This is a genomic window from Pseudomonas crudilactis (assembly GCF_013433315.1).
Classification (GTDB): Bacteria; Pseudomonadota; Gammaproteobacteria; order Pseudomonadales; family Pseudomonadaceae; genus Aquipseudomonas; species Aquipseudomonas crudilactis.
This window is the reverse complement of the sequence record NZ_WXVV01000004.1, coordinates 88303-114154: the sequence shown is the minus strand read 5'-3', so window position 1 is coordinate 114154 and position 25852 is coordinate 88303. Positions and strand designations below refer to the sequence as shown.

Genomic DNA, 25852 nt, shown 5'->3' with positions numbered 1-25852 from the left:
GGCAGTCGTCGCACCTTACCCGGCGTTTCTCCAGCGTTCAGTAAACGAATCTTGACCAGACATTTCCGCGCTAAAACCCTTCAAACGCGGGGCTTTGCGACGAGTCCTGGCAAGCCTTAAACAGTTTTGTCCGACAAAAAAACACCCACAACGATGAAATGCAGTTGACGGTTATTATTTAAGTTGTACGATGACCTACAACTTCGGCGAAGGCTGAACGGTCCACTCACAAAAAACGTTGCTACCAGGGTGTTCGAATAATGAATCCACAAGAACTGAAGTCCATCCTCTCTGCCGGCCTGCTGTCTTTCCCGGTGACCGATTTCAACGCGCAGGGCGATTTCAACCGCGCGGGCTACATCAAACGCCTGGAATGGCTGGCTCCGTATGGCGCTTCAGCCTTGTTCGCCGCCGGCGGCACCGGTGAGTTCTTCTCCCTCGCCGCCAGCGAATACTCGGAAATCATCAAGACTGCCGTCGACACTTGCGAAACCAGCGTGCCGATCCTCGCCGGTGTCGGTGGTTCGACCCGTCAGGCCATCGAATACGCTCAGGAAGCCGAGCGTCTGGGCGCCAAAGGTCTGTTGTTGCTGCCGCACTACCTGACCGAAGCGAGCCAGGACGGTGTTGCCGCTCACGTTGAAGCCGTGTGTAAATCGGTCAACATCGGCGTCGTCGTTTACAACCGCAACGTTTGCCGCTTGACCGCGCCGCTGCTGGAACGTCTGGCCGAGCGCTGCCCGAACCTGATCGGCTACAAGGATGGTCTGGGCGATATCGAGTTGATGGTGTCGATCCGTCGCCGCCTCGGTGATCGCTTCAGCTACCTGGGTGGTCTGCCGACCGCCGAAGTCTATGCCGCTGCCTACAAGGCGCTGGGCGTGCCGGTCTACTCCTCGGCGGTGTTCAACTTCATCCCGAAAACCGCGATGGACTTCTACCACGCGATCGCTCGTGAAGATCACGTTACCGTTGGCAAGATCATCGACGACTTCTTCCTGCCGTACCTCGACATCCGCAACCGCAAGGCCGGTTATGCCGTGAGCATCGTCAAGGCAGGCGCGAAAATCGCCGGCTATGACGCAGGCCCGGTGCGGGCGCCGCTGACCGATCTGACTGGCGAAGAGTACGAAATGCTCGCTGCGCTGATCGACAAGCAAGGTGCGCAGTAACACCCGACAAAAACGCGGCCGCTGAGTAATCAGCGGCTTTTTGCGTAAAGGCTTTTAGTTTTGAGGGCTGCCCCTGTGACAAATGCAAAACGCTACGACAACTACATCAACGGCGAATGGGTTGCCGGTGCCGACTACTCGGCCAACATCAACCCGTCGGAACTGAGCGACACCATCGGCGATTACGCCAAGGCTGATCTGACTCAGGTTAATGCCGCCATCGACGCCGCCCGCGCGGCATTCCCGGCCTATTCGACTTCGGGTATCCAGGCCCGTCACGATTCGCTGGATAAAATCGGCACGGAAATTCTTGCCCGTCGCGAAGAACTCGGCACCCTGCTGGCCCGGGAAGAGGGCAAGACTCTGCCCGAAGCCATCGGCGAAGTGACCCGCGCCGGCAACATCTTCAAATTCTTCGCCGGTGAATGCCTGCGTCTGTCCGGCGACTACGTGCCGTCGGTGCGTCCGGGTGTCAACGTTGAAGTAACCCGCGAAGCGCTGGGTGTGGTCGGTCTGATCACCCCGTGGAACTTCCCGATCGCCATTCCTGCGTGGAAAATTGCTCCTGCGTTGGCCTACGGCAACTGTGTAGTGCTGAAACCGGCCGATCTGGTGCCGGGTTGCGCTTGGGCGCTGGCGGAAATCATCTCCCGCGCAGGCTTCCCGGCCGGCGTGTTCAACCTGGTGATGGGCAGCGGTCGCGTGGTCGGTGATGCTCTCGTGCAGAGCCCGAAAGTCGATGGCATCAGCTTCACCGGTTCGGTCGGTGTGGGTCGTCAGATCGCGGTCAACTGCGTTTCGCGTCAGGCCAAGGTTCAGCTGGAAATGGGCGGCAAGAACCCGCAGATCATTCTCGACGACGCCGACCTCAAACAAGCGGTCGAGCTGTCGGTGCAGAGCGCGTTCTACTCCACCGGTCAGCGTTGCACCGCGTCGAGCCGTTTGATTGTCACCGCCGGGATTCATGACAAGTTCGTTGAAGCCATGGCCGAGCGCATGAAGTCGATCAAGGTCGGCCACGCGCTGAAATCCGGTACCGACATCGGTCCAGTGGTTTCGCAAGCGCAGCTTGAACAGGACATGAAGTACATCGACATCGGTCAGTCCGAAGGTGCGCGTCTGGTCAGCGGCGGTGGCTTGGTGACGTGTGACACCGAAGGTTACTTCCTCGCGCCAACCCTGTTTGCCGACAGCGAAGCGTCGATGCGCATCAGCCGCGAAGAGATCTTCGGCCCGGTGGCCAACATCGTTCGCGTGGCCGATTACGACGCGGCGCTGGCGATGGCCAACGACACCGAGTTCGGTCTGTCGGCGGGTATCGCGACGACTTCGCTGAAGTACGCCAACCACTTCAAGCGCCATTCGCAAGCCGGGATGGTCATGGTCAATCTGCCGACCGCTGGTGTGGATTACCACGTTCCGTTCGGTGGCCGTAAAGGTTCATCCTATGGATCACGTGAGCAAGGCCGCTATGCGCAAGAGTTTTACACGGTTGTAAAAACTGCCTACATCGGATCGTAACCCGCTGCACCCGCGCCGGGCCTTCGCCTGAGGCCCTGCGCGGCACAAGACCAAAGAATGTTTTACCCGCATAAAAATAATCAGTGGGAGTACATCTACATGCAATCGTCCAAGCCGACTCACGTCCGCTATTTGATCCTGCTCATGCTGTTTCTGGTGACCACGATCAACTACGCCGACCGCGCCACGATCGCCATCGCCGGTTCCAGCCTGCAAAAAGATCTGGGCATCGACGCAGTCACCCTCGGCTATATCTTCTCCGCATTCGGTTGGGCCTACGTGGCCGGGCAAATCCCCGGCGGCTGGCTGCTCGATCGCTTCGGTTCGAAAAAAGTCTATGCCTTGAGCATCTTCACCTGGTCGCTGTTCACCGTGCTGCAAGGCTTTGTCGGTGAGTTCGGCATGTCCACGGCCATTGTTGCGCTGTTCATGCTGCGCTTCCTGGTCGGTCTGGCTGAAGCGCCTTCGTTCCCCGGCAACGCGCGCATTGTCGCGGCGTGGTTCCCGACCGCGGAACGTGGCACCGCTTCGGCAATCTTCAACTCGGCGCAATACTTTGCCACCGTGTTGTTCGCACCGCTGATGGGCTGGATCGTTTACTCCTTTGGCTGGGAGCACGTGTTCATCGTCATGGGCCTGTTCGGTATTGTCTTCTCGGGCATCTGGCTGAAGGTTATCCACAGCCCGCGTGAACACCCGCGTATCAACGAAGCCGAGTTCAAACACATCGCTGAAAACGGCGGCATGGTCGACATGGACCAGAAGGGCAAAAAGTCCGACGGTCCGAAGTGGGATTACATCCGTCAGTTGCTGACCAACCGCATGATGCTCGGTGTGTATCTGGGTCAATACTGCATCAACGGCATCACCTATTTCTTCCTGACCTGGTTCCCTGTGTATCTGGTGCAAGAGCGTGGCATGACCATTCTCAAGGCTGGTTTCATCGCCTCGTTGCCGGCAATCTGCGGCTTTATCGGCGGCGTACTTGGCGGGGTGATTTCCGACTACCTGCTGCGCAAGGGCCACTCGCTGACCTTCGCCCGCAAAGCGCCGATCATTGCCGGCCTGCTGGTTTCCAGCAGCATCGTTGCCTGCAACTATGTAGAAGTTGAATGGATGGTCGTTGGCTTCATGGCCCTGGCCTTCTTCGGCAAAGGCGTTGGCGCACTGGGCTGGGCGGTGGTTTCCGACACCTCGCCCAAACAGATCGCCGGTCTGAGCGGTGGCCTGTTCAACACCTTCGGCAACATCGCTTCGATTACCACGCCGATCGTGATTGGCTACATCATCAGCTCCACCGGTTCGTTCAAGTGGGCGCTGGTGTTTGTCGGTGCCAACGCACTGGTGGCGGTGTTCAGCTATCTGGTCATCGTCGGCCCGATCAAACGTGTGGTACTCAAAGAGCCACCAACCAACGGCGGTGTTGAAGCCAGCGGTAAATTGTCCCAAGCGCATTCCTGAGGAGCGGCGTCATGCAGTTGATTGAACATTCCGACTCGCCGCGCCACATCCGCCTGCACGAGCGGGACAATGTGGTGGTCGTGGTCAACGACCAGGGCGCACCGGCCGGCACTGAGTTTGCCGATGGCCTGGTGACGCTGGAATTTGTGCCGCAGAGCCACAAGGTCACCCTCGAAGACATTCCCGAGGGCGGCCAGGTGATTCGCTACGGTCAGGTGATTGGCTACGCGTTGCAGCCGATTCGCCGTGGCAGTTGGGTCAAGGAAGATCAACTGCGCATGCCGACCGCGCCGCCGCTGGACAGCTTGCCGCTGTCCACCGAGGTGCCGGACGCACAGGCACCGCTGGAAGGCTTCACCTTCGAGGGTTACCGCAACGCTGACGGCACCGTCGGCACGCGCAATATTCTCGGCATTACCACCACGGTGCAGTGCGTCACCGGCGTGCTCGATCACGCGGTGAAACGAATCAAGGAAGAACTGCTGCCGAAGTATCCGCACGTCGATGACGTGGTGGCACTGACCCACAGTTACGGCTGCGGCGTGGCGATCACCGCCACTGATGCTTACATCCCGATTCGCACCGTGCGCAATCTGGCGCGCAACCCGAATCTCGGTGGCGAAGCGTTGGTGATCAGTCTCGGCTGCGAGAAATTGCAGGCCGGGCAGGTGATGCACGAGGACGATGCGTCGGTGGATCTCAGCGATCCGTGGCTGTATCGCTTGCAGGATTCCAGTCACGGTTTTACCGAGATGATCGAACAGATCATGAACTTGGCTGAAGTGCGCCTGAAGAAACTCGACCTGCGCCGTCGCGAAACCGTGCCGGCGTCCGAGCTGATCCTGGGCATGCAGTGCGGTGGCAGCGATGCGTTTTCCGGGATCACCGCCAACCCGGCGCTGGGCTATGCCTCGGACTTGCTGCTGCGCGCCGGGGCGACGGTGATGTTTTCCGAAGTCACCGAAGTGCGCGATGCGATTTACCTGCTGACTTCACGCGCCGAAAGCAAAACCGTTGCCGAGGAATTGGTGCGTGAGATGGACTGGTACGACCGTTATCTGGCCAAGGGTGAAGCGGATCGCAGCGCCAACACCACGCCGGGCAACAAGAAGGGCGGACTGTCGAACATTGTCGAGAAGTCGCTGGGTTCGATCGTCAAATCCGGTAGCAGTGCTATTAATGGCGTACTCGGCCCGGGCGAGCGGTTCAAGCAGAAGGGGCTGATTTTCTGTGCGACGCCGGCCAGTGATTTTGTCTGCGGCACGTTGCAGTTGGCGGCGGGGATGAACCTGCATGTGTTCACCACCGGGCGTGGCACGCCGTATGGGTTGGCGATGGCGCCGGTGGTGAAGGTATCGACGCGGACGGAGTTGGCGCAGCGTTGGCCGGATCTGATCGATATCGATGCCGGGCGGATTGCTACCGGGCGCGCGACCATTGAGGAATTGGGTTGGGAGTTGTTTCACTACTATCTGGATGTTGCGAGCGGCAAGCAGCAGACGTGGGCGGAGAAGCACAAGTTGCATAACGACATTACGTTGTTCAATCCGGCGCCGATTACCTGATGGTTTGGGGGGGGCAAAAGCTACCCCTCACCCCAGCCCTCTCCCGGAGGGAGAGGGGGCCGACCGAGTTGTCTTGCGCTGCACATCGACCTGAAAAATCGGGTCGATTATGGATTCAGCGATGTCATTTCAGGTCGGTGGATTTTTAGAATATCCCCCGATCGGTCCCCTCTCCCTCGGGGAGAGAGCTAGGGTGAGGGGCTGATCGAGTTGTCTGGCGCTATACATCGACTTGAAATACCGAGTTGATTATGGATTCAACGAAGTCATTTCAGGTCGATGGATTTATGCAATATCCCCCGATCGGTCCCCTCTCCCTCCGGGAGAGGGCTAGGGTGAGGGGCTTTTGCTTTATCATTGGCCACTAACGACGCTCACCCAAGGCTCCCCGGCATGCTGGCAATTTTCCTCGAAACCCTGAACATCACCGCGCCGGTGTTTGCCATGCTGTTTCTCGGTGTGCTGCTCAAGCGCATCGACTGGATCAACGACAATTTCATCCACACCGCCTCCTCGCTGGTGTTCAACGTGACCATGCCGGCGCTGCTGTTTCTCGGCATTCTGCATGCCGACCTGCACGCAGCATTGCAACCGTCCCTGCTGATCTACTTCTCCCTCGCCACGCTGGTGAGTTTTGCCCTGGCCTGGGGCTGGGCGATTTTCAAATGTCCGCGTGAAGATCGCGGCATTTATACCCAAGGCGCGTTTCGCGGCAATAACGGCGTCATCGGTCTCGCGCTGGCGGCAAGCATGTACGGCGATTACGGCATTTCCCTCGGCGCAATTCTCGCGGCGCTGGTGATCCTGTTTTACAACACGCTGTCGACCATCGTTTTGGCGGTGTACAGCCCGGTGATCAAGTCCGATCCGTGGAGCATCTGCAAAAGCGTGTTCAGCAATCCGCTGATCATCAGTGTCATCGCGGCGGCGCCGTTTGCCTATTTCAAGATCGGTTTGCCGGGCTGGCTGGAGACGTCAGGTCAGTATCTGGCGCAGACCACGTTGCCACTGGCGTTGATCTGCATTGGCGGCACGCTGTCACTGGCGGCGTTGCGCAAGAGCGGCAATATGGCGCTGAGTTCGAGCCTGGTGAAGATGGTCGGCCTGCCGGTGCTGGCGACGCTCGGCGCGTGGCTGTGGGGATTTCGCGGGGCGGAACTGGGGATTCTGTTTCTGTACTTCGGCAGCCCGACGGCGGCGGCGAGTTTTGTCATGGCCCGCGCGGCGCAGGGCAATCATGAATTGGCGGCGGCGATTATCGTGATGACGACGTTGATGGCGGCGATCACCACCAACGTCGGGATTTTCGTTTTGCAGTGGGGTGGGTGGATATAAAGGCTGCGATCTTTTAGCTTTTCTCGTAACTGTCGATCACTTCCTGCGCCGCCCGAAACGCATCAATCGCTGCCGGTACGCCGGCATACACCGCGCAATGCAGTAGCGCTTCGCGAATCTCGTCCACCGTGCAGCCATTGTTCAGTGCGCCGCGCACGTGGCCTTTCAACTCCTGCGGGCACTTCAGTGCCGTCAGCGCGGCGAGGGTGATCAGGCTGCGGGTTTTCAGCGGCAGACCCTCGCGGTTCCACACGCCACCCCAGGCATGCTCATTGACGAAATCCTGCAGCGGCTGGGTGAACTCGGTGGCGTTGCCCAGCGCGCGATCAACAAACGCATCGCCCATTACCTGGCGGCGGACTTCAACCCCGGACTTCTTCGATTCGGTCATGGTTTTTCACTCTTGTGGTGTTGGCGGCGCCAGGCGCGGATCGACGTGAACAGCAAAAACGTCAACAGCGTCGGCAAGACATAAAACAGCATCAGCCGCTCCAGCTTGCCGGCCAGCGGCATGCCGGTGGTGAACGACACCACGTGCAGCCCGTAAACCAGATACAAACCGAGCAGCAACAAACCTTCGGCGCGCGTTACCCGATAGCCGGAATAGAACACCGGCAGGCACAGCGCGGCGACGCCGAGCATCACCGGCAGGTCGAAATCCAGCGCATTCGGCGATACCGACAGCGGTGTCGGCGCAATCAGTGCGGTCAGGCCGAGCACCCCGAGCAGATTGAACAGGTTGGCGCCGATCACGTTGCCCACGGCGATGTCGCGTTGCCCGCGCAATGCGGCGATCAGCGAGGTTGCCAGTTCCGGCAGCGAAGTGCCGACGGCGACCACGGTCAGGCCGATTACCCGCTCGGAGAAACCAAGATCGGTGGCCACCACGACGGCAGCGCCGAGCAGCAGATGCCCGGCGAATACCAACATCGCCAGACCGGCAATGATCATCAGCAGGCTGCTGAACCACGAGGCCTGTGTCGCTTCAGGTTGTTCGGAGTGCGGCCGCGTCGAATGTTGCGATTGGCGCAGCAGCAAGCCGAGATACAGCGCCAATGCACCGAGCAGCAGCATGCCGTCGAAGCGACCGATTTCTTCATTCCAGGCCAGGACGAACACCAGCAGACTGGCGCCGATCATCAACGGAATGTCGAGGCGCACCAGTTGTCGCGAGACGCGCAGCGGAATGATCAGTGCCGACAGGCCAAGGGTGACGAGGATGTTAAAGATGCTGCTGCCAACCACGCTGCCGACCGCGATATCGGGATTGTGCGCCAAAGCAGCTTGCACGCTGACGGCCATTTGCGGCGCACTGCTGCCGAGGGCGACGATGGTCAGACCGATGATCAGTGGCCGCACATGCAGGCGCGCCGCCAGACGCACTGCCGCACGCACCATCAGTTCGGCGCCGAAGATCAGCAGGCACAGGCCGGCGAGCAGTTCGATCACGCTGATCAGCGGCAAATCGGCTAGTCCGAAAATGGTCAGAGCTCCATCAGTCGAGGGCTTGCACGCGAACCCGTGCGGTGCCGCTGCGCAGCATGCCGAGCTGTTCGGCGGCCTCGCGGGACACGTCGATCAGGCGCCCACGGGTGTGCGGGCCACGGTCGTTGATGCGGACCACGACGGATTCATCGTTTTTCAGATTGGTGACCTTCACCCGTGTGCCAAAGGGTAGCTGGCGGTGGGCGGCGGTCAGGGAATTCTGGTTGAACGCTTCGCCACTGGCGGTGCGTTTACCGTGGTGCTTGGCACCGTAATAGGAAGCGACGCCGGTCTGGTCGTAACCGTGCGGGTCGATGGTGTCGGTGCTGGCGCAACCGGCCAGTAAAGAGAGCAGGGCGCAGGCGCCGAGCAGACGTTTCATTCGAAAGCTCCCAGATAACAATGTGGGAGCGAGCTTGCTCGCGAAGAGGCCGTTACATTCAGCATTCATGTTGAATGTCATGACGCCTTCGCGAGCAAGCTCGCTCCCACAGGGAATAGAGCCAGGCTTGGGATCTGGCTCAATTGCGGTCAGCCTTCGAGCTTGCTTTTCAGCAGTTCGTTCACTTGCTGCGGGTTGGCCTTGCCTTTCGACGCTTTCATCGCCTGACCCACAAAGAAGCCGAACATCTTGCCGCGTTTGGCTTCATCAGCCGCACGGTACTGTTCAACTTGCTCGGCGTTGGCCGCGAGCATTTCGTCGAGCACGGCCGAGATCGCGCCGCTGTCGGTAACCTGCTTGAGGCCGCGTTTTTCGATGATCTCGTCTGCGCTGCCTTCACCGTTGGCCATTGCCTCGAACACAACCTTGGCAATCTTGCCGGAGATGGTGTTGTCCTTGATGCGCAGCAGCATGCCGCCCAGCAGTTCAGCGGAAACCGGCGACTCGTCGATGTCCAGGCCTTGCTTGTTGAGCAGGCTGCCCAACTCGACCATTACCCAGTTCGCCGCCAGTTTGGCGTCGCCGCCGATGCTCGCGACTTTCTCGAAGTAGTCGGCTTGCTCGCGGCTGGTGGCCAGCACGCTAGCGTCATAGACCGACAGACCGAATTGCTCCTGGAAGCGCTCGCGTTTCTGCGGAGGCAGTTCCGGCAGGGTGGCACGCACTTCACCGAGGAACGATTCTTCGATAACCACCGGCAGCAGGTCCGGATCGGGGAAGTAACGGTAGTCGTTGGCTTCCTCTTTCGAACGCATCGGACGGGTTTCGTCTTTGTTCGGATCGTACAGACGGGTCTGCTGGATCACTTTGCCGCCGTCTTCGATCAGCTCGATCTGACGCTGGATTTCGGAGTTGATCGCCTTCTCGATGAAGCGGAACGAGTTGACGTTCTTGATCTCGCAGCGGGTGCCGAACTCAACCTGGCCTTTCGGACGGATCGACACGTTGCAGTCGCAACGCAGCGAACCTTCGGCCATGTTGCCGTCGCAGATGCCCAGGTAACGCACCAGTGCGTGGATCGCCTTGACGTAAGCCACGGCTTCCTTGGCGCTGCGCATGTCCGGCTCGGAGACGATTTCCAGCAGCGGCGTGCCGGCACGGTTCAGGTCGATGCCGGTGGCACCGTTGAATTCTTCGTGCAGGCTCTTGCCGGCGTCTTCTTCCAGATGCGCGCGGGTAATGCCGACACGTTTGACGGTGCCGTCTTCCAGCGCGATGTCCAGGTGGCCCTTACCGACGATCGGCAATTCCATCTGGCTGATCTGGTAGCCCTTCGGCAGATCCGGGTAGAAGTAGTTTTTACGGGCGAACACGTTGTGCTGACCGATCTCGGCGTCAATCGCCAGACCGAACATCACCGCCATGCGCACGGCTTCCTGGTTCAGCACCGGCAATACGCCAGGCATGCCCAGGTCGATCAGGCTGGCCTGGGTGTTCGGCTCGGAACCGAACGTGGTGGAACTACCGGAAAAGATTTTCGACCGGGTAGTGAGCTGAGTGTGAATCTCCAGCCCGATCACGACTTCCCATTGCATGTGTGTCTCCTCAGAAGCCGGTTGGGGTGCGGGTGTGCCAGTCAGTGTTGAGCTGATACTGGTGGGCAACGTTCAACAGGCGACCTTCCTGGAAGTACGGCGCGAGCAACTGCACGCCCACCGGCAAGCCGTCGACAAAACCGGCCGGCATCGACAGGCCCGGCAGGCCCGCGAGGTTGGCGGTGATGGTGTAGACGTCTTCCAGATAGGCAGCGACCGGGTCGCTGTTCTTCGCGCCAAGCTTCCAGGCCGGGTTCGGCGTGGTTGGGCCGAGGATGATGTCGACTTCATTAAAGGCCGCCATGAAATCGTTCTTCACCAGACGACGGATCTTCTGCGCTTTCAGGTAATAGGCGTCGTAGTAACCGGCGGACAGCGCGTAGGCACCGACCATGATCCGGCGCTGCACTTCCGCACCGAAGCCTTCGCCACGGGAGCGCTTGTACAGGTCGATCAGATCTTTCGGGTGCTCGCAACGGTGGCCGAAACGCACGCCGTCGAAACGCGACAGGTTCGAGGAGGCTTCTGCCGGCGCGATCACGTAGTACGCAGGGATCGCGTGCTGCATGTTCGGCAGGCTGATTTCCTTGATCACGGCACCGAGCTTCTGCAGCTCTTTGATGCTGTTCTGGATCAGCTCGGCGATACGCGGGTCGAGACCGGCACTGAAGTATTCCTTCGGCACGCCGATGCGCAGGCCTTGCAGCGAATCGCCCAGGCTTGCCGAGTAATCCGGCACCGGCTCATCGATGCTGGTGGAGTCGTTCTGATCGAAGCCAGCCATACCTTGCAACAAAATGGCGCAGTCTTCGGCCGTGCGCGCCAACGGGCCGCCCTGATCGAGGCTGGAGGCGTAAGCGATCATGCCCCAGCGCGAAACGCGACCGTAGGTCGGTTTCAGGCCGGTGAGGTTGGTGAATGCCGCCGGCTGACGAATCGAACCGCCAGTGTCGGTGGCCGTCGCCGCTGGCAACAGACGAGCGGCCACTGCCGCCGCCGAACCACCGGACGAACCGCCTGGTACGTGTTCCAGGTTCCACGGGTTTTTCACCGCGCCGTACCAGCTCGACTCGTTGGCCGAACCCATGGCGAATTCGTCCATGTTGGTCTTGCCCAGAGTCACGGCACCGGCAGCCGCCAGTTTCGCGACCACGGTGGCGTCGTACGGGGCCTTGAAGTTGTCGAGCATCTTCGAGCCGCAGCTGGTGCGAATGCCCTGGGTGCAGAACAGGTCCTTGTGAGCGATCGGCGCACCGAGCAGGGCGCCGCTCTCACCGTTGGCGCGGCGGGCATCGGCGGCTTTCGCCTGCTCGAGGGCCAGCGCTTCGGTGAGGCTGATGAAACTGTTGAGCTGCGGATCGAGCTGGGTGATACGCGCCAGCAGGACTTTGGTCAGCTCTTCGGAGGAAAACTTTTTATCGGCGAGACCGCGGGCGATCTCGGCCAGAGTCATTTGATGCATTGCAGGCTCTTTCCCTTTAGTCGATGACTTTCGGAACCAGATACAGGCCGTTTTCGACCGCTGGTGCGATGGACTGGTAGGCCTCGCGGTGATTGCTCTCGGTCACGACGTCGGCGCGCAGGCGCTGACTGGCTTCCAGCGGGTGGGCCAGAGGCTCGATTCCGTCGGTATTAACAGCCTGCATTTCGTCGACCAGACCGAGAATGCTGTTGAGAGCGGAAGTAATGTGTGGAAGATCGGCATCATTGAGGCCAAGGCAGGCCAGATGAGCGATTTTTTCCACGTCGGAGCGTTCTAGCGCCATCGGGATTCTCCTGTGGAAAACAGAACGGACGGCGTCCGTGTGTTAGATTGTCGGAACACTACCGCACTTCTACGGTCATAAGGCCGCGATTGTGGGGCTTGGTGCACAGAAAAGCGGCCAATTTAACATATTGGCGCCTTGCCCAAAATCCCTGTCGTTGTTAGAGTTTGCCGCACTTTTTTACCCACGCGTTGCCTAGGGTCCCTTTCCCATGTTCAAGAAACTGCGTGGCATGTTTTCCAGCGATCTTTCCATTGACCTGGGCACTGCCAACACCCTTATTTACGTGCGCGAGCGCGGTATCGTCCTGAATGAGCCATCGGTTGTGGCCATTCGGACACACGGTAACCAGAAAAGTGTCGTTGCTGTCGGCACCGAGGCCAAGCGCATGCTCGGCCGTACGCCGGGCAACATTGCTGCCATTCGTCCGATGAAGGACGGCGTGATCGCCGACTTCAGCGTCTGCGAAAAGATGCTGCAATACTTTATTAACAAGGTTCACGAAAACAGCTTTCTGCAGCCTAGCCCTCGTGTGCTGATCTGCGTTCCATGCAAATCCACCCAGGTTGAGCGTCGTGCCATCCGTGAATCGGCCCTCGGTGCCGGTGCCCGTGAAGTGTTCCTGATCGAAGAGCCAATGGCTGCTGCGATCGGTGCCGGCCTGCCGGTAGAAGAAGCGCGCGGCTCGATGGTCGTGGATATCGGTGGTGGTACTACCGAAATCGCGCTGATCTCCTTGAACGGTGTGGTCTATGCCGAATCCGTCCGCGTGGGCGGCGACCGTTTCGACGAAGCGATCATCACCTACGTACGCCGTAACTACGGCAGCCTGATCGGTGAATCCACCGCTGAGCGCATCAAGCAGGAAATCGGCACGGCCTACCCGGGCGGCGAAGTTCGCGAAGTCGACGTTCGCGGTCGCAACCTGGCCGAAGGCGTTCCACGCGCATTCACCCTGAACTCCAACGAAGTGCTGGAAGCTCTGCAAGAGTCCCTGGCAACCATCGTTCAGGCTGTGAAAAGCGCCCTGGAGCAATCGCCGCCGGAACTGGCTTCCGACATCGCCGAGCGTGGCCTGGTGCTGACCGGTGGTGGCGCATTGCTGCGTGACCTCGACAAGTTGCTGGCCCAGGAAACCGGTCTGCCAGTGATCGTTGCCGAAGACCCGCTGACCTGTGTTGCTCGCGGCGGTGGCCGTGCATTGGAAATGATGGATAAGCACACCATGGACCTGCTCTCGAGCGAATAAGTCGCCGAGTGCAATACGTGGGTGAGCGCGCAGGCAGCACTTTGCAGTGCTGCCTGTTGGCGTTTATCTTCTGTCAGTCTTCATCCAGGCCGGTTTGATGCCGTATGAATAAACAGAACATTTGCCTGGGAGGAGCGGCTTATTAAACCGCTTTTCGCCAAAGGCCCTTCGTTGGGTGTGCGCCTGTTGGTGCTGGCCGTGCTATCGGTCGCGCTGATGGTGGTCGATGCCCGCTTTGATCTGCTCAAGCCTGCGCGCAAACAAGCGTCGCTGGTGCTGATGGATGCCTACTGGATCACTGACCTGCCCGGACGGCTGTGGGAAGGGATTGCCAGCCAGTTCGGCAGCCGCACCGAGCTCATCGCCGAAAACGAAAAGCTCAAGACCGAAAACCTGCTTTATCAAGGGCGTATGCAGAAATTGGCAGCCCTGACGGAGCAGAATGTTCGATTGCGCGAGTTGCTCAACTCTTCCGCGCTGGTCAATGAGAAGGTCGAAGTGGCCGAGCTGATCGGCATGGATCCCAATCCCTTTACCCATCGAATCATCATCAATAAAGGTGAGCGCGACGGCGTGGTGCTCGGTCAGCCGGTACTCGATGCTCGCGGTCTGATGGGGCAAGTGGTCGAGTTGATGCCGTACACCTCCCGTGTATTGCTGTTGACCGACACCACCCACAGCATTCCTGTGCAGGTGAACCGTAACGGACTGCGGGCGATTGCCAGCGGCACCGGCAACCCGGAGCGCCTGGAATTGCGGCATGTCGCCGACACGGCGGATATCAAGGAAGGCGATCTGCTGGTCAGTTCCGGTCTCGGACAGCGTTTTCCGGCGGGTTATCCGGTGGCGACGGTCAAGGAAGTGATCCACGACTCCGGCCAGCCATTTGCGATCGTTCGCGCGGTACCGACCGCTGCGCTGAACCGCAGTCGCTACTTGCTGCTGGTGTTCAGTGACTCGCGCACGGCTGAGGAGCGCGCCAACGACGCTGCGCAGGCTCAGGAAATTCTGGATGCGCATGGCGGCGGTCCGATGATGCCGGCCAACGTTTCGAAACCTCTGGTCATGCCGGTGCCTGCCGCCCCTGCGACTCCCGAACAGGCACCGGCCACCACAGCGCCCGCCGCGACGGCGGTCAAACCGGGTGCAAGCAAACCGCCAGCGACTGTGCCGGCCGCGACGAAGCCACCGGCCTCTTCGCCAGCCACCGGCAAACCACCCGCCAAACCGCCGGTCACGGCGCCAGTCACCACCAGGGGGCGAGAATAATGGTTGGTGTGAAAGCTTCTCGAAATGGCTGGATGGTCTGGCTGACATTTTTGATCGGCCTGTTGCTCAGCGTGTCGCCGTTGCCGATCTTCATGGAAATCCTCCGCCCGCTGTGGCTGGCCTTGCTACTGACGTTCTGGGCGCTGTACATGCCGCAGACGGTCGGCATGGTCACTGCGTTCTGTCTGGGATTGGCCGAAGACGTATTGCAAGGCGATCTGTTTGGGCAAAACGCGCTCATCCTCTCGCTGATTACGTTCCTGGTGCTGTCGTTGCAGCAACGCCTGCGGATGTTCCCGATGTGGCAGCAGTGCCTGGTGATCCTGGTGATTTTTGGCCTCGCGCAACTGGTGCAATTGTGGCTCAGTGCCTTGACCGGTAACCGTCAGCCGACCCTGGCGCTGGTACTGCCGGCGCTGGTCAGCGCATTGCTCTGGCCTTGGGTCAGCTTCGCCCTGCGTGGATTGCGCCGCCGCTACAAAATCAATTGAGCCGGTGAAGCAGGGCACTGAACAGGGAGATGTTTTGATGAAGCCGCTTTACCTCGCCTCCGGATCGCCGCGTCGCCGTGAATTGCTCACGCAGATCGGCGTTCCGTTCTCCGCCATCAGTGCGGATATCGACGAAACCCCATTACCCGAAGAATCGCCGTCGGCCTATGTCGAGCGTCTGGCGCGCGGCAAGGCCGAGGCCGGGCGCCGTAGCGTCGTGTCTGCTCAGCCTTTCTGTGTGCTGGGTGCCGACACCGCCGTGGTGCTGGACGGCAAAATTCTTGGCAAACCGGTGGACGAAGCCGATGCATGCGCCATGCTGATGATGTTGTCCGGCAAGGAGCATGAAGTGCTGACCGCCATCGCCGTGCTCGAAGGCGATCGTTGCGAATCGCGGGTGGTGCGCAGTCTGGTGCGGTTCCGGCCGATCAGCGGGGATGAAGCTGCCGCCTATTGGGCTAGCGGTGAACCGCATGACAAGGCCGGCGGCTATGGCATTCAGGGGCTCGGTGCGGTGTTTGTCGCCGGGCTCAATGGCAGTTACTCGGCAGTCGTCGGGCTGCCTGTTTGCGAAACCGCAGAACTGTTGGGCCATTTCGGCATACCCTGTTGGCAAAACCTGAACGCGCAATAAGCGTCGTACGAAACCAGATGCGGCCATTATCGTGAACATGCCTGAACGAGATCCTGCCATGAGTGAAGAGATTCTGATCAACATCACGCCGATGGAGTCGCGCGTGGCGGTGGTCGAAAACGGTGTGCTGCAAGAAGTCCATGTTGAGCGCACACAGAAGCGCGGGATTGTCGGCAACATCTATAAAGGCAAGATCGTGCGGGTGCTGCCGGGAATGCAGGCGGCCTTCGTCGACATCGGCCTGGATCGTGCGGCATTCATTCATGCCGCCGAAATCTCCCTGCGCGAAGGCCCGGCGGTGGAAAGCATCAGTGCGCTGGTGCACGAAGGCCAAAGCCTGGTGGTGCAAGTCACCAAGGATCCGATCGGTTCCAAAGGCGCGCGGTTGACCACGCAACTGTCGATTCCGTCGCGCTATCTGGTGTACATGCCGCGTACTGCCCACGTCGGCATTTCCCTTAAAATCGAAGACGAAGCCGAGCGCGAACGCCTCAAGCAGGTGGTCAGCGATTGCGTGGCCAAGGAAGGGATCAAAGAAGCGGGCGGTTTCATTCTGCGCACCGCCGCCGAAGGTGCTGGCGCCGATGAAATCCTCATGGACATCCGTTACCTGCGACGCCTGTGGGATCAGATCAACGAGCAGATCAAAACCATCGGCGCGCCGAGCGTGATTTACGAAGACCTCGGTCTGGCGTTGCGTACGCTGCGTGACCTGGTCAATCCGAAAATCGAGAAGATCCGTATCGACTCGCGGGAAACCTTCCAGAAAACCACGCAATTCGTCGCCGAACTGATGCCGGAAATCGCCGATCGTCTGGAACACTACCCAGGTGAACGACCGATTTTCGACCTGTACGGCGTCGAAGACGAAATCCAGAAAGCCCTCGAACGCAAGGTGCCGCTGAAATCCGGTGGTTATCTGGTGGTGGATCCGGCGGAAGCCATGACCACCATCGATGTGAACACCGGCGCTTTCGTCGGCCATCGCAACCTCGAAGAAACCATCTTCAAGACCAATCTCGAAGCGGCCACCGCGATTGCCCGGCAAATGCGCCTGCGCAATCTGGGCGGGATCATCATCATCGACTTCATCGACATGGAAGATGAAGAGCACCAGCGCCAGGTGCTGCGCACGTTGGAAAAACAGCTGGAGCGCGATCACGCCAAGACCAACATCATCGGCATCACCGAGTTGGGCCTGGTGCAGATGACCCGCAAGCGCACCCGCGAAAGCCTCGAACAAGTGCTGTGCGAACCGTGCAGCAGCTGTCAGGGGCGCGGCAAATTGAAAACCCCGGAAACCATCTGTTACGAGATCTTCCGCGAGATCTTGCGTGAAGCCCGCGCCTATCAGGCCGAGGGTTATCGGGTGCTGGCCAACCAGAAAGTGGTGGACCGCCTGCTCGACGAAGAATCCGGTAACGTTGCCGAGCTTGAAGGGTTTATCGGTCGCACCATACGCTTCCAGGTGGAAACCATGTATTCCCAGGAACAATATGACGTGGTGTTGCTCTGATCCCCTGCGTCACCTTTATTCCAACGCGGCTGGCCTCAGCTTTTCGCAGTATTTTTGCCATGGGAGCCAACTGACATGGAGCGTCTGACACGCATTCTGGCCGCACTCACCCGTTGGGGGCTGGGCCTGTGCGCGTTGGTTCTGGTGTTGATGGCGTTGTACGTCAGTCTCGGCCGCGAACTGACGCCACTGGTGGCTGAATACCGTGCCGACATCGAAGACAAGGCCAGTGCCGCCCTCGGCATGCCCTTGCAGATCGGTGAGCTGGAAGGCAACTGGAGCGGTTTTGCCCCGATCCTGTTGGCGCATGACGTAATGGTCGGCAGCGGCGCCAATGCTTTGCGTCTCGATCAGGTGCGCGTCGTGCCGGATCTGTGGGCCAGTCTGTTGGCGCGCGAAGTGCGCATTGCCCACCTGGAACTCAACGGCCTGAAAATCAGCCTCAAGGAAGCCGAGGACGGCAGTTGGGCGCTGGAAGGGCTGCCGGTGCAGAACGATCAGCCGCTCGATCCGCAGCAATTGTTCAATCGCTCGCAGATGATTCAGCAACTGTCGGTGCTCGACAGCCAGGTAACCTTGCAACCGCTGGATCACACGCCGCTGACCCTCACCTATGTTGGCCTCAATCTGAAAACCGGCGCCAGCCGTCAGAGGCTCGACGCGCGTTTGACCTTGCCGGATGGCCAGCCTGTTGCACTGAGCCTGCGCACGCGGATTCGCCCCGAGCAATGGCAGGACAGTGTGGTGGACGGTTACGCCAGCCTGCCGCAAAGCGACTGGTCGAAGTGGCTGCCGGAGCGTCTTACCCGACAATGGAGTTTTTCCGAGATCAGGGCTGGCGGCGAACTCTGGGTCAATTGGGCCAAGGGCACGCTGCAGAGTGCCGCGTTACGCTTGAATGCTCCGCAACTGACCGGCGCCTATGCCGATCGCAAGCCGATCCAGATCAATAATCTGGCGCTTAACGCCTACTACGAGAACAGTGATGAGGGCGCGACTGTTACCCTCGATTCACTGGCGATGAATTTCGGCGAAAACCGCTGGGAGTCGCACGTACAGCTGAAGCAGACGCGCGCGACCGACAAGGTCGAAGAGCTCTGGCACTTGCAGGCGGATCGTCTCGATCTGACCCCGATCACTCCACTGCTCAATGCCTTGGGGCCGTTACCGCAAGGTTTCGCCACGGCTGTTGATCATCTGAAAGTCACCGGTGGCCTGCGTAACGTGCTGCTGGATTTTCGCCCCAATGCCACCGACGGCAACAAATTCAGTTTCGCCACCAATCTGGATAACGTCGGTTTCGATGCCTACCACGGCGCGCCCGCGGCTCGGAACGTCAGCGGCAGCCTGAGCGGCAACCTCGACGGTGGCGAGTTGCGCATGGACAGCAAGGATTTCGTCCTGCACCTCGACCCGATTTTCGCCAAGCCATGGCAGTACATTCAGGCCAACGCACGCCTGACCTGGAAACTCGATAAAGACGGCTTCACCCTGATCGCTCCGTACCTGAAGGTCCTCGGCGAAGAGGGCAAGATTGCCGGCGACTTCCTGATTCGTCTGCATTTCGACCATAGCCAGGAAGATTACATGGACCTGCGGGTCGGTCTGGTCGAGGGCGATGGTCGCTACACCGCCAAATACCTGCCCGAAGTCTTGAGTCCGGCGCTCGACGAGTGGCTGCGTACGGCCATCCTCAAAGGCGCAGTCGATCAGGGTTTCTTCCAGTATCAGGGTTCGCTGAGCAAGAATGCCGGTGAGGCCGACCGCAGCATCAGCCTGTTCTTCAAAGTGCACGATGCCGAACTGGCGTTCCAGCCGGGCTGGCCGCACGTGAGCAAGGTCAGCGGCGATGTGTTTATCGAAGACAGTGGTGTGCGGATCTGGGCCGACAAGGGCCAGTTGCTCGACACTCAAGTCAGCGATGTCTTCGTCAATATTCCCCACGTACCGGCCGGGCAACACACGCACATGTATCTTGATGGCGGCTTTGCCGGCGGCCTCGGTGATGGCCTGAAAATTCTTCAGGACGCACCGATCGGCACCGGTGAGACCTTTGCCGGTTGGGAAGGGGCGGGTGATCTGCAAGGCAAGCTCAAGCTCGATATCCCGCTGGACAAGGGCGGCGACCAGCCAAAAATTCTCGTCGACTTCAAAACCGCCAATGCGCGCCTGAAGTTGGCTGAGCCGAAGCTGGAGCTGACTCAACTCAAAGGCGATTTCCGCTTTGACAGTGCCAAAGGGCTCAGTGGGCAGAACATCGCAGCGCGCGCATTCGACAAACCGGTCACGGCGCAGATCTTCGCCGATGGCAGCCCCGGTAAGCTCAAGACTCGGGTCGCCGCATCCGGTCAGGTCGAAGTGAAGAAACTCACCGACTGGCTGGGCGTGACGCAACCTTTGCCAGTGTCAGGGACGATTCCGTACCAACTGCAATTGAATCTGGACGGCGTCGACAGCCAGTTGCTGGTCAGTTCCAACATGAAAGGCGTGGCGGTGGATCTGCCGGCGCCGTTCGGCATGGCGGCGGATGTCGGTCGCGACACGGTGTTTCGCATGACCCTGCAGGGGCAGGAGCGGCGTTACTGGGTCAATTACGATCAACTGGCCAATTTCACCTTTGCCGCGCCGCCGAGCAATTTTGCCGACGGCCGTGGCGAGTTGTTCCTTGGAGCCGGCGAAGCGGTGCTGCCGGGCGCCAAAGGCTTGCGGATTCGCGGGGTGCTTTCGGAGCTGGATGTCGCGCCGTGGCAGGACCTGGTCAACAAGTACGCCGGGCAGGATCCGGGCGGCAGTGCCAAGCAATTGCTCAACAGTGCTGATTTCAAGGTCGGCAAGCTCACGGCATTCGGGACTACGCTGGATCAGGCATCGGTGCAGGTCAATCGCAAGCCGGGTACGTGGAATCTGTCCCTCGACAGTCAACAGGCGAAAGGCTCGGCGAGCCTGCCGGACGCCAAGGGCGTGCCGATTGCGGTGAATTTGCAGTACGTGAAACTGCCAGCGCCAGACCCGACGGTTCAAGCTGACGAGAATTCGCCGGATCCGTTGGTTTCGGTCGATCCGACGAAAATTCCAGCGCTGGATATCACCATCAATCAACTGTTCCTCGGCCCGGATCTGGTTGGCGGCTGGTCGCTGAAGGTGCGCCCGACCGCCAAAGGCATCGCTCTGAACAACCTGGACATGGGCCTCAAAGGCATCCTGTTGCAGGGCAACGGCGGCTGGGAAGGGCCCCCGGGTGCGACCACCAGTTGGTATAAGGGTCGCATTGGCGGTAAGAACCTCGCTGATGTCCTCAAGGGCTGGGGCTTTGCTCCGAGCGTGACCAGTGAAGAATTTCACATGGACGTCGATGGCCGCTGGCCCGGCTCGCCGGCATGGCTGGCAACCAAGCGCTTCTCCGGCACCCTTGATGCGTCGCTGAACAAAGGCCAGTTTGTTGAGGTGGAGGGTGGCGCACAGGCGTTGCGAGTGTTCGGTCTGCTCAACTTCAACTCCATCGGCCGCCGTTTGCGTCTGGACTTCTCCGATCTGTTTGGCAAAGGCTTGAGCTATGACCGGGTCAAAGGTTTGCTGGTCGCCACCAACGGTGTCTACGTGACTCGCGAACCGATCCGCCTGACCGGCCCTTCGAGCAATCTTGAACTCGACGGAACGCTGGATCTGGTCGGCGACAAGGTTGACGCCAAGTTGCTGGTGACCTTGCCGGTGACCAACAACCTGCCGATCGCTGCGCTGATCGTTGGCGCGCCGGCAGTTGGCGGCGCACTGTTCCTGATCGACAAGCTGATCGGCGACCGGGTGGCGCGCTTTGCCAGTGTGAAATACACCGTCAAAGGCCCATGGAAAGAGCCGAAAATCACCTTCGACAAGCCTTTTTGAACAGCCAGCCCCTGAACCGATGGAGTAGCATGGCCGCATACCTCTTGCGGAGTTCGCCATGTCTTTAGCGGTGATTCAAATGGTCAGCCAGAGCGACGTGCTGGCCAATCTGGCTCAGGCCCGACGCCTGCTCGAACAGGCTGCTGCCAGCGGCGCGAAGCTGGCGGTGCTGCCGGAAAACTTCGCCGCCATGGGCCGTCGTGACGTTGCTGACATCGGCCGTGCCGAAGCTCTGGGCGAAGGACCGATCCTGCCGTGGTTGAAACAGACCGCCCGCGACCTCAAGTTATGGATAGTGGCTGGCACCTTGCCGTTGCCGCCGGTGGATCAACCGACGGCCAAGGCCAATGCCTGCTCGTTGCTGGTCGATGATCAGGGCGAAACCGTTGCACGCTATGACAAGTTGCATCTGTTCGATGTTGATGTAGCGGACAATCGCGGCCGTTATCGCGAATCCGATGACTATGCTTATGGCAGTGGCGTGGTGGTTGCCGACACGCCGGTGGGCAAAGTCGGTCTGAGCGTGTGTTACGACTTGCGCTTTCCGGAACTGTACAGCGAATTACGTGCTGCCGGTGCTGAACTGATTACCGCACCGTCGGCGTTTACTGCGGTGACCGGCGCGGCGCATTGGGATGTGCTGATTCGCGCGCGGGCCATCGAGACACAGTGTTATGTGCTGGCCGCCGCGCAAGGCGGGACCCATCCGGGACCGCGGGAAACTTTCGGTCATGCAGCGATTATCGACCCGTGGGGCCGTGTGCTGGCGAGTCAGGATCAAGGCGAAGCGGTGTTGTTGGCCGAACGCGACAGCAATGAACAATCGTCCATCAGGGCGCGAATGCCGGTGACCAGTCATCGGCGGTTTTTCTCGCAGGGCGCACAGCGGCCTGCTTCAGAACACGAATTTAAGGCGTAAACCTATGAGCGAGTTGTTGTCCTCAGTCAGTGATCACCTGTTGGCGCCCGGCGGCGTGACGATCGAGAGCCTGCAAGGCGTCCTCGGCGATCTGGCCGGCCCCGGCATCGACGCCGCCGACCTGTATTTCCAGGGCCAGATCTCCGAGTCTTGGGCGCTGGAAGACGGCATCGTCAAGGAAGGCAGCTTCAATCTCGACCAGGGTGTCGGCGTACGTGCGCAGTCTGGTGAAAAAACCGGTTTCGCCTACAGCAATGCGATCACCCTCGAAGCCCTCGGCGCAGCCGCCCGCGCCGCGCGTTCGATCTCCCGCGCCGGGCAGAACGGCACGGTGCAGGCGTTCACCACGCAGGATGTCGCGCAACTGTACGCGCCGGACAACCCGCTGGAAGTGCTGAGCCGCGCCGAGAAAGTCGAGCTGCTCAAGCGCATTGATGTGGCTACCCGCGCGCTCGACCCGCGTATTCAGCAGGTCAGCGTCAGCATGGCTGGCGTCTGGGAGCGGATTCTGGTGGCGTCCACCGACGGCGGCCTGGCGGCAGATGTGCGGCCATTGGTACGCTTCAACGTCAGCGTGATCGTTGAACAGAATGGCCGTCGCGAGCGTGGCGGGCATGGCGGCGGCGGGCGTACCGACTACCGTTATTTCCTCGCCGAAGACCGCGCCATGGGCTATGCCCGTGAAGCGCTGCGTCAGGCGCTGGTGAATCTGGAAGCAATTCCGGCACCGGCCGGTACGTTGCCGGTAGTACTGGGCTCGGGCTGGTCTGGCGTGCTGCTGCACGAAGCCGTCGGCCACGGTCTGGAAGGCGATTTCAACCGCAAGGGCAGTTCCGCTTACAGCGGGCGCATGGGCGAAATGGTTGCCTCGAAACTTTGCACTATCGTCGATGACGGCACTTTGAGTGGCCGTCGCGGTTCGCTGAGCGTCGACGACGAGGGCACCCCGACCGAGTGCACCACGCTGATCGAAAACGGCGTACTCAAAGGCTACATGCAGGACAAGCTCAACGCGCGTCTGATGGGTGTGGCCCGCACCGGTAACGGTCGTCGTGAGTCCTACGCACACCTGCCGATGCCGCGCATGACCAACACTTACATGCTCGGTGGCGAAAGCGATCCGGCGGAAATCATTGCGTCGGTGAAGAAGGGCATCTACTGCGCCAACCTCGGCGGCGGTCAGGTTGATATCACCAGCGGCAAGTTCGTGTTCTCCACCAGCGAGGCGTACCTGATCGAAGACGGCAAGATCACCGCGCCGGTCAAAGGCGCGACGTTGATCGGCAACGGCCCTGAGGCAATGAGCCGGGTGTCGATGGTCGGTAACGATCTGGCGCTGGACAGCGGTGTGGGCACGTGCGGCAAGGATGGGCAGTCGGTGCCGGTAGGCGTGGGTCAGCCGACGCTGAAAATCGATGCGATCACCGTGGGGGGCACGGGCGCATAAGAAGAGGTGGAGCTTCGGGTGGCGCGCAGGGCGGCCACCCGGTGGCGAATATCAACGCAGACCGCGTTGAGTCTCGTCCAGCTCACGGATGTACTTGAAGATCTTGCGGCTGGAAGCAGGAGGTTTGTTTTGCGCAACCTCGTGCTGAGCCTGACGGATCAGGGAGCGTAGTTGTTGGCGATCGGCGTCCGGGTACTCGACGACGAATTTTTCCAGCACGGCATCGTCGCCTGCGATCAGGCGATCACGCCAGCGTTCGAGATTGTGGAAACGCTCGTTGTACTGACGAGTCGAGGCATCGAGTTGATCGAGCAACGTGAGAATGGCGTCCGTGTCCTGGTCGCGCATCAGTTTGCCGATGAACTGCAAATGCCGTTTACGCGCGATGTTCGCGGTGTGCTTGGGCGCATCGGCCAAAGCCCGGCGCATGGCGTCGGTCAGCGGCAGTTTTGCGATCAAGTCTGGCTTGAGTGTTGTCAGGCGCTCGCCGAGGTCAACCAGAGCATGCAGCTCTCGTTTGACCTGAGATTTGCTTTTTTCTCCCGTATCGAGGGAGTCGTCGTAAGAATCAACCATGGTGGCAGTCCGCAAAGAAACGCCGCCATGATAACCAGTCGGGGGCCGCTTGTCCGGCCCGGTCGCTCGATGACCCCAGCCGAAAGCAGAATTTGAGTGGAGATGAGCATGAGTGCAGTTCAAAGCGTCGGCCCGCAGGCATTGCCGGCACTGCAGGAACAAGTCGAGCAGATCATCGCCGAAGCCAAGCGTCAGGGCGCCAGTGCCTGCGAAGTAGCGGTGTCGCTGGAGCAGGGCCTGTCGACTTCGGTGCGTCAGCGTGAAGTCGAAACCGTCGAGTTCAACCGCGATCAGGGTTTTGGCATCACGCTGTATGTGGGCCAGCGCAAAGGCTCGGCCAGCACCTCGGCGACCGGTCCGGACGCAATTCGCGAAACCGTCGCTGCGGCTCTGGCCATCGCTAAACACACTTCAGAAGACGAGGCCTCGGGTCTGGCCGATGCGGCGTTGATGGCCAAGGAACAGCACGATTTCGACCTGTTTCACGAGTGGGACATTACGCCAGAGCAAGCGATCGAGAAGGCCTTGCTCTGTGAAGCGGCGGCGTTCGACGCCGACGCGCGGATCAAGAACGCCGACGGCACGACCCTCAGCACCCATCAGGGCTGCCGGGTTTACGGCAACAGCCACGGTTTCATTGGTGGCTACGCTTCGACCCGGCACAGCTTGAGTTGCGTGATGATTGCCGAGGCCGATGGCCAGATGCAGCGCGATTACTGGTATGACGTAAACCGTCAGGGCAGCCTGCTCGCGGATCCGGTGAGCATCGGTCAGCGTGCTGCGCAACGCGCGGCAAGCCGTCTGGGCGCGCGTCCGGTGCCGACCTGCGAAGTGCCGGTGCTGTTTTCCGCAGAACTGGCTGGTGGTCTGTTTGGCAGTTTTCTTTCCGCAGTGTCCGGCGGCAGTCTGTATCGCAAATCGTCGTTCCTTGAAGGCACTCTGGGGCAAAAATTGTTCCCTGAATGGCTGACCATCGATGAGCGTCCGCACCTCATGCGCGCAATGGGCAGTGCTTCGTACGACGGTGATGGGCTGGCGACGTATGCCAAACCGTTCGTCGAAAAGGGCGAGTTGGTGTCGTACATCCTCGGCACGTACTCCGGGCGCAAGCTCGGTATGCCAAGCACCGCCAACGCCGGCGGCGTGCATAACCTGTTCGTCACCCATGGCGACGAAGACCAGGCGGCGCTGTTGAAGCGCATGGGCCGTGGCTTGCTGGTCACCGAATTGATGGGCCATGGTTTGAACATGGTCACCGGCGACTATTCGCGCGGGGCGGCGGGTTTCTGGGTCGAGAACGGTGAAATCCAGTTCGCGGTGCAGGAAGTCACCATCGCCGGCAACATGCGTGACATGTTCAAACAGATCGTGGCCGTGGGTAACGACCTGGAGCTACGCAGCAACATTCGCACCGGCTCGGTGTTGATCGAGCGGATGACTGTCGCGGGCAGCTAAACCGCAACTGTCACACAAAAGGCGCGCCACCCCACCGGGTAGCGCGCCTTTTTTATTGGCTCCACACGAAACCCATGTGGGAGCGAGCCAGCTCGCGAAAGCGGTTTAACTGCCGACCGTCATGGTGACTGA

21 protein-coding genes are annotated in these 25852 nt (G+C 60.2%); 14 read left to right on the top strand and 7 right to left on the bottom strand.

Translation table 11 applies throughout. The annotated features are described in order from the left end of the window. Positions 1-260 precede the first annotated feature (260 nt). The 5 genes from kdgD to GTU76_RS06220 all read left to right on the top strand — a co-directional run bounded on the left by kdgD (position 261) and on the right by GTU76_RS06220 (position 7054). Positions 261-1172, top strand: coding sequence for a 5-dehydro-4-deoxyglucarate dehydratase (gene kdgD, locus GTU76_RS06240; protein ID WP_150705935.1), 912 nt, complete (start codon positions 261-263; stop codon positions 1170-1172). Positions 1173-1247: 75 nt separating this feature from the next. Continuing rightward, entirely contained in the window at positions 1248-2693 is a 1446-nt protein-coding gene (locus GTU76_RS06235) for an aldehyde dehydrogenase family protein (RefSeq protein ID WP_180698256.1), read from the top strand. 99 nt (positions 2694-2792) lie between these two features. Next, entirely contained in the window at positions 2793-4154 is a 1362-nt protein-coding gene (locus GTU76_RS06230; RefSeq protein WP_180698255.1) for an MFS transporter, read from the top strand. A gap of 11 nt (positions 4155-4165) precedes the next feature. Further along, on the top strand, positions 4166-5719 hold the full coding sequence (garD, locus tag GTU76_RS06225) for a galactarate dehydratase (RefSeq protein WP_180698254.1): 1554 nt from the start codon (positions 4166-4168) through the stop codon (positions 5717-5719). A 393-nt stretch (positions 5720-6112) separates the two neighbouring features. Continuing rightward, positions 6113-7054, top strand: coding sequence for an AEC family transporter (locus GTU76_RS06220; RefSeq protein ID WP_016984178.1), 942 nt, complete (start codon positions 6113-6115; stop codon positions 7052-7054). Positions 7055-7067: 13 nt separating this feature from the next. Here GTU76_RS06220 and GTU76_RS06215 read toward each other — a convergent pair whose 3' ends face one another. The 6 genes from GTU76_RS06215 to gatC form a co-directional block, all read right to left on the bottom strand. Continuing rightward, on the bottom strand, positions 7068-7445 hold the full coding sequence (locus GTU76_RS06215) for a carboxymuconolactone decarboxylase family protein (RefSeq protein WP_007915345.1): 378 nt from the start codon (positions 7443-7445) through the stop codon (positions 7068-7070). Further along, on the bottom strand, positions 7442-8503 hold the full coding sequence (locus GTU76_RS06210) for a calcium/sodium antiporter (protein WP_180698303.1): 1062 nt from the start codon (positions 8501-8503) through the stop codon (positions 7442-7444). The genes GTU76_RS06215 and GTU76_RS06210 overlap by 4 nt, the downstream gene beginning before the upstream one ends. 46 nt (positions 8504-8549) lie before the next feature. Further along, a complete protein-coding gene (locus GTU76_RS06205) occupies positions 8550-8921 on the bottom strand; it encodes a septal ring lytic transglycosylase RlpA family protein (protein WP_115986714.1) in 372 nt (123 codons plus the stop codon). 149 nt (positions 8922-9070) lie between these two features. Next, complete coding sequence (gatB, locus tag GTU76_RS06200) at positions 9071-10516, bottom strand: Asp-tRNA(Asn)/Glu-tRNA(Gln) amidotransferase subunit GatB (RefSeq protein WP_008085412.1); 1446 nt, start codon at positions 10514-10516, stop codon at positions 9071-9073. A gap of 10 nt (positions 10517-10526) precedes the next feature. Then, positions 10527-11978, bottom strand: coding sequence for an Asp-tRNA(Asn)/Glu-tRNA(Gln) amidotransferase subunit GatA (gene gatA / locus GTU76_RS06195; protein ID WP_016984173.1), 1452 nt, complete (start codon positions 11976-11978; stop codon positions 10527-10529). A gap of 16 nt (positions 11979-11994) precedes the next feature. After that, a complete protein-coding gene (gene gatC, locus GTU76_RS06190; RefSeq protein ID WP_007915356.1) occupies positions 11995-12282 on the bottom strand; it encodes an Asp-tRNA(Asn)/Glu-tRNA(Gln) amidotransferase subunit GatC in 288 nt (95 codons plus the stop codon). 211 nt (positions 12283-12493) lie between these two features. Here gatC and mreB point away from each other — a divergent pair, with 211 nt between their 5' ends. The 8 genes from mreB to tldD all read left to right on the top strand — a co-directional run bounded on the left by mreB (position 12494) and on the right by tldD (position 23689). Then, positions 12494-13531, top strand: coding sequence for a rod shape-determining protein MreB (gene mreB, locus GTU76_RS06185; protein WP_002555108.1), 1038 nt, complete (start codon positions 12494-12496; stop codon positions 13529-13531). 141 nt (positions 13532-13672) lie between these two features. Continuing rightward, positions 13673-14800, top strand: a complete 1128-nt coding sequence (gene mreC / locus GTU76_RS06180; protein WP_080587461.1) for a rod shape-determining protein MreC — start codon at positions 13673-13675, stop codon at positions 14798-14800. Then, entirely contained in the window at positions 14800-15291 is a 492-nt protein-coding gene (mreD, locus tag GTU76_RS06175; protein ID WP_016984171.1) for a rod shape-determining protein MreD, read from the top strand. The genes mreC and mreD overlap by 1 nt, the downstream gene beginning before the upstream one ends. A 37-nt stretch (positions 15292-15328) precedes the next feature. Next, positions 15329-15925 (top strand): Maf family protein, encoded by a 597-nt coding sequence (locus GTU76_RS06170; RefSeq protein WP_016984170.1) that lies wholly within the window; start codon positions 15329-15331, stop codon positions 15923-15925. Between the two features lie 58 nt (positions 15926-15983). Beyond that, positions 15984-17441: a ribonuclease G gene (gene rng / locus GTU76_RS06165; RefSeq protein ID WP_016984169.1), complete on the top strand. Its 1458-nt coding sequence runs from the start codon at positions 15984-15986 to the stop codon at positions 17439-17441. A 75-nt stretch (positions 17442-17516) separates the two neighbouring features. Continuing rightward, on the top strand, positions 17517-21323 hold the full coding sequence (locus GTU76_RS06160) for a YhdP family protein (RefSeq protein ID WP_180698253.1): 3807 nt from the start codon (positions 17517-17519) through the stop codon (positions 21321-21323). A 58-nt stretch (positions 21324-21381) separates the two neighbouring features. Then, positions 21382-22242 (top strand): carbon-nitrogen hydrolase family protein, encoded by an 861-nt coding sequence (locus GTU76_RS06155; protein WP_016984167.1) that lies wholly within the window; start codon positions 21382-21384, stop codon positions 22240-22242. Between the two features lie 4 nt (positions 22243-22246). Further along, positions 22247-23689 (top strand): metalloprotease TldD, encoded by a 1443-nt coding sequence (gene tldD, locus GTU76_RS06150; RefSeq protein WP_034154473.1) that lies wholly within the window; start codon positions 22247-22249, stop codon positions 23687-23689. A 51-nt stretch (positions 23690-23740) separates the two neighbouring features. Here the strand turns inward: tldD and yjgA are convergent, their stop codons facing one another. Then, entirely contained in the window at positions 23741-24265 is a 525-nt protein-coding gene (gene yjgA, locus GTU76_RS06145) for a ribosome biogenesis factor YjgA (RefSeq protein WP_007915377.1), read from the bottom strand. A 108-nt stretch (positions 24266-24373) separates the two neighbouring features. Between yjgA and pmbA the strand changes: the two genes are divergently transcribed. Then, positions 24374-25720: a metalloprotease PmbA gene (gene pmbA / locus GTU76_RS06140; protein ID WP_371929228.1), complete on the top strand. Its 1347-nt coding sequence runs from the start codon at positions 24374-24376 to the stop codon at positions 25718-25720. The last annotated feature ends 132 nt before the right edge of the window (positions 25721-25852 follow it).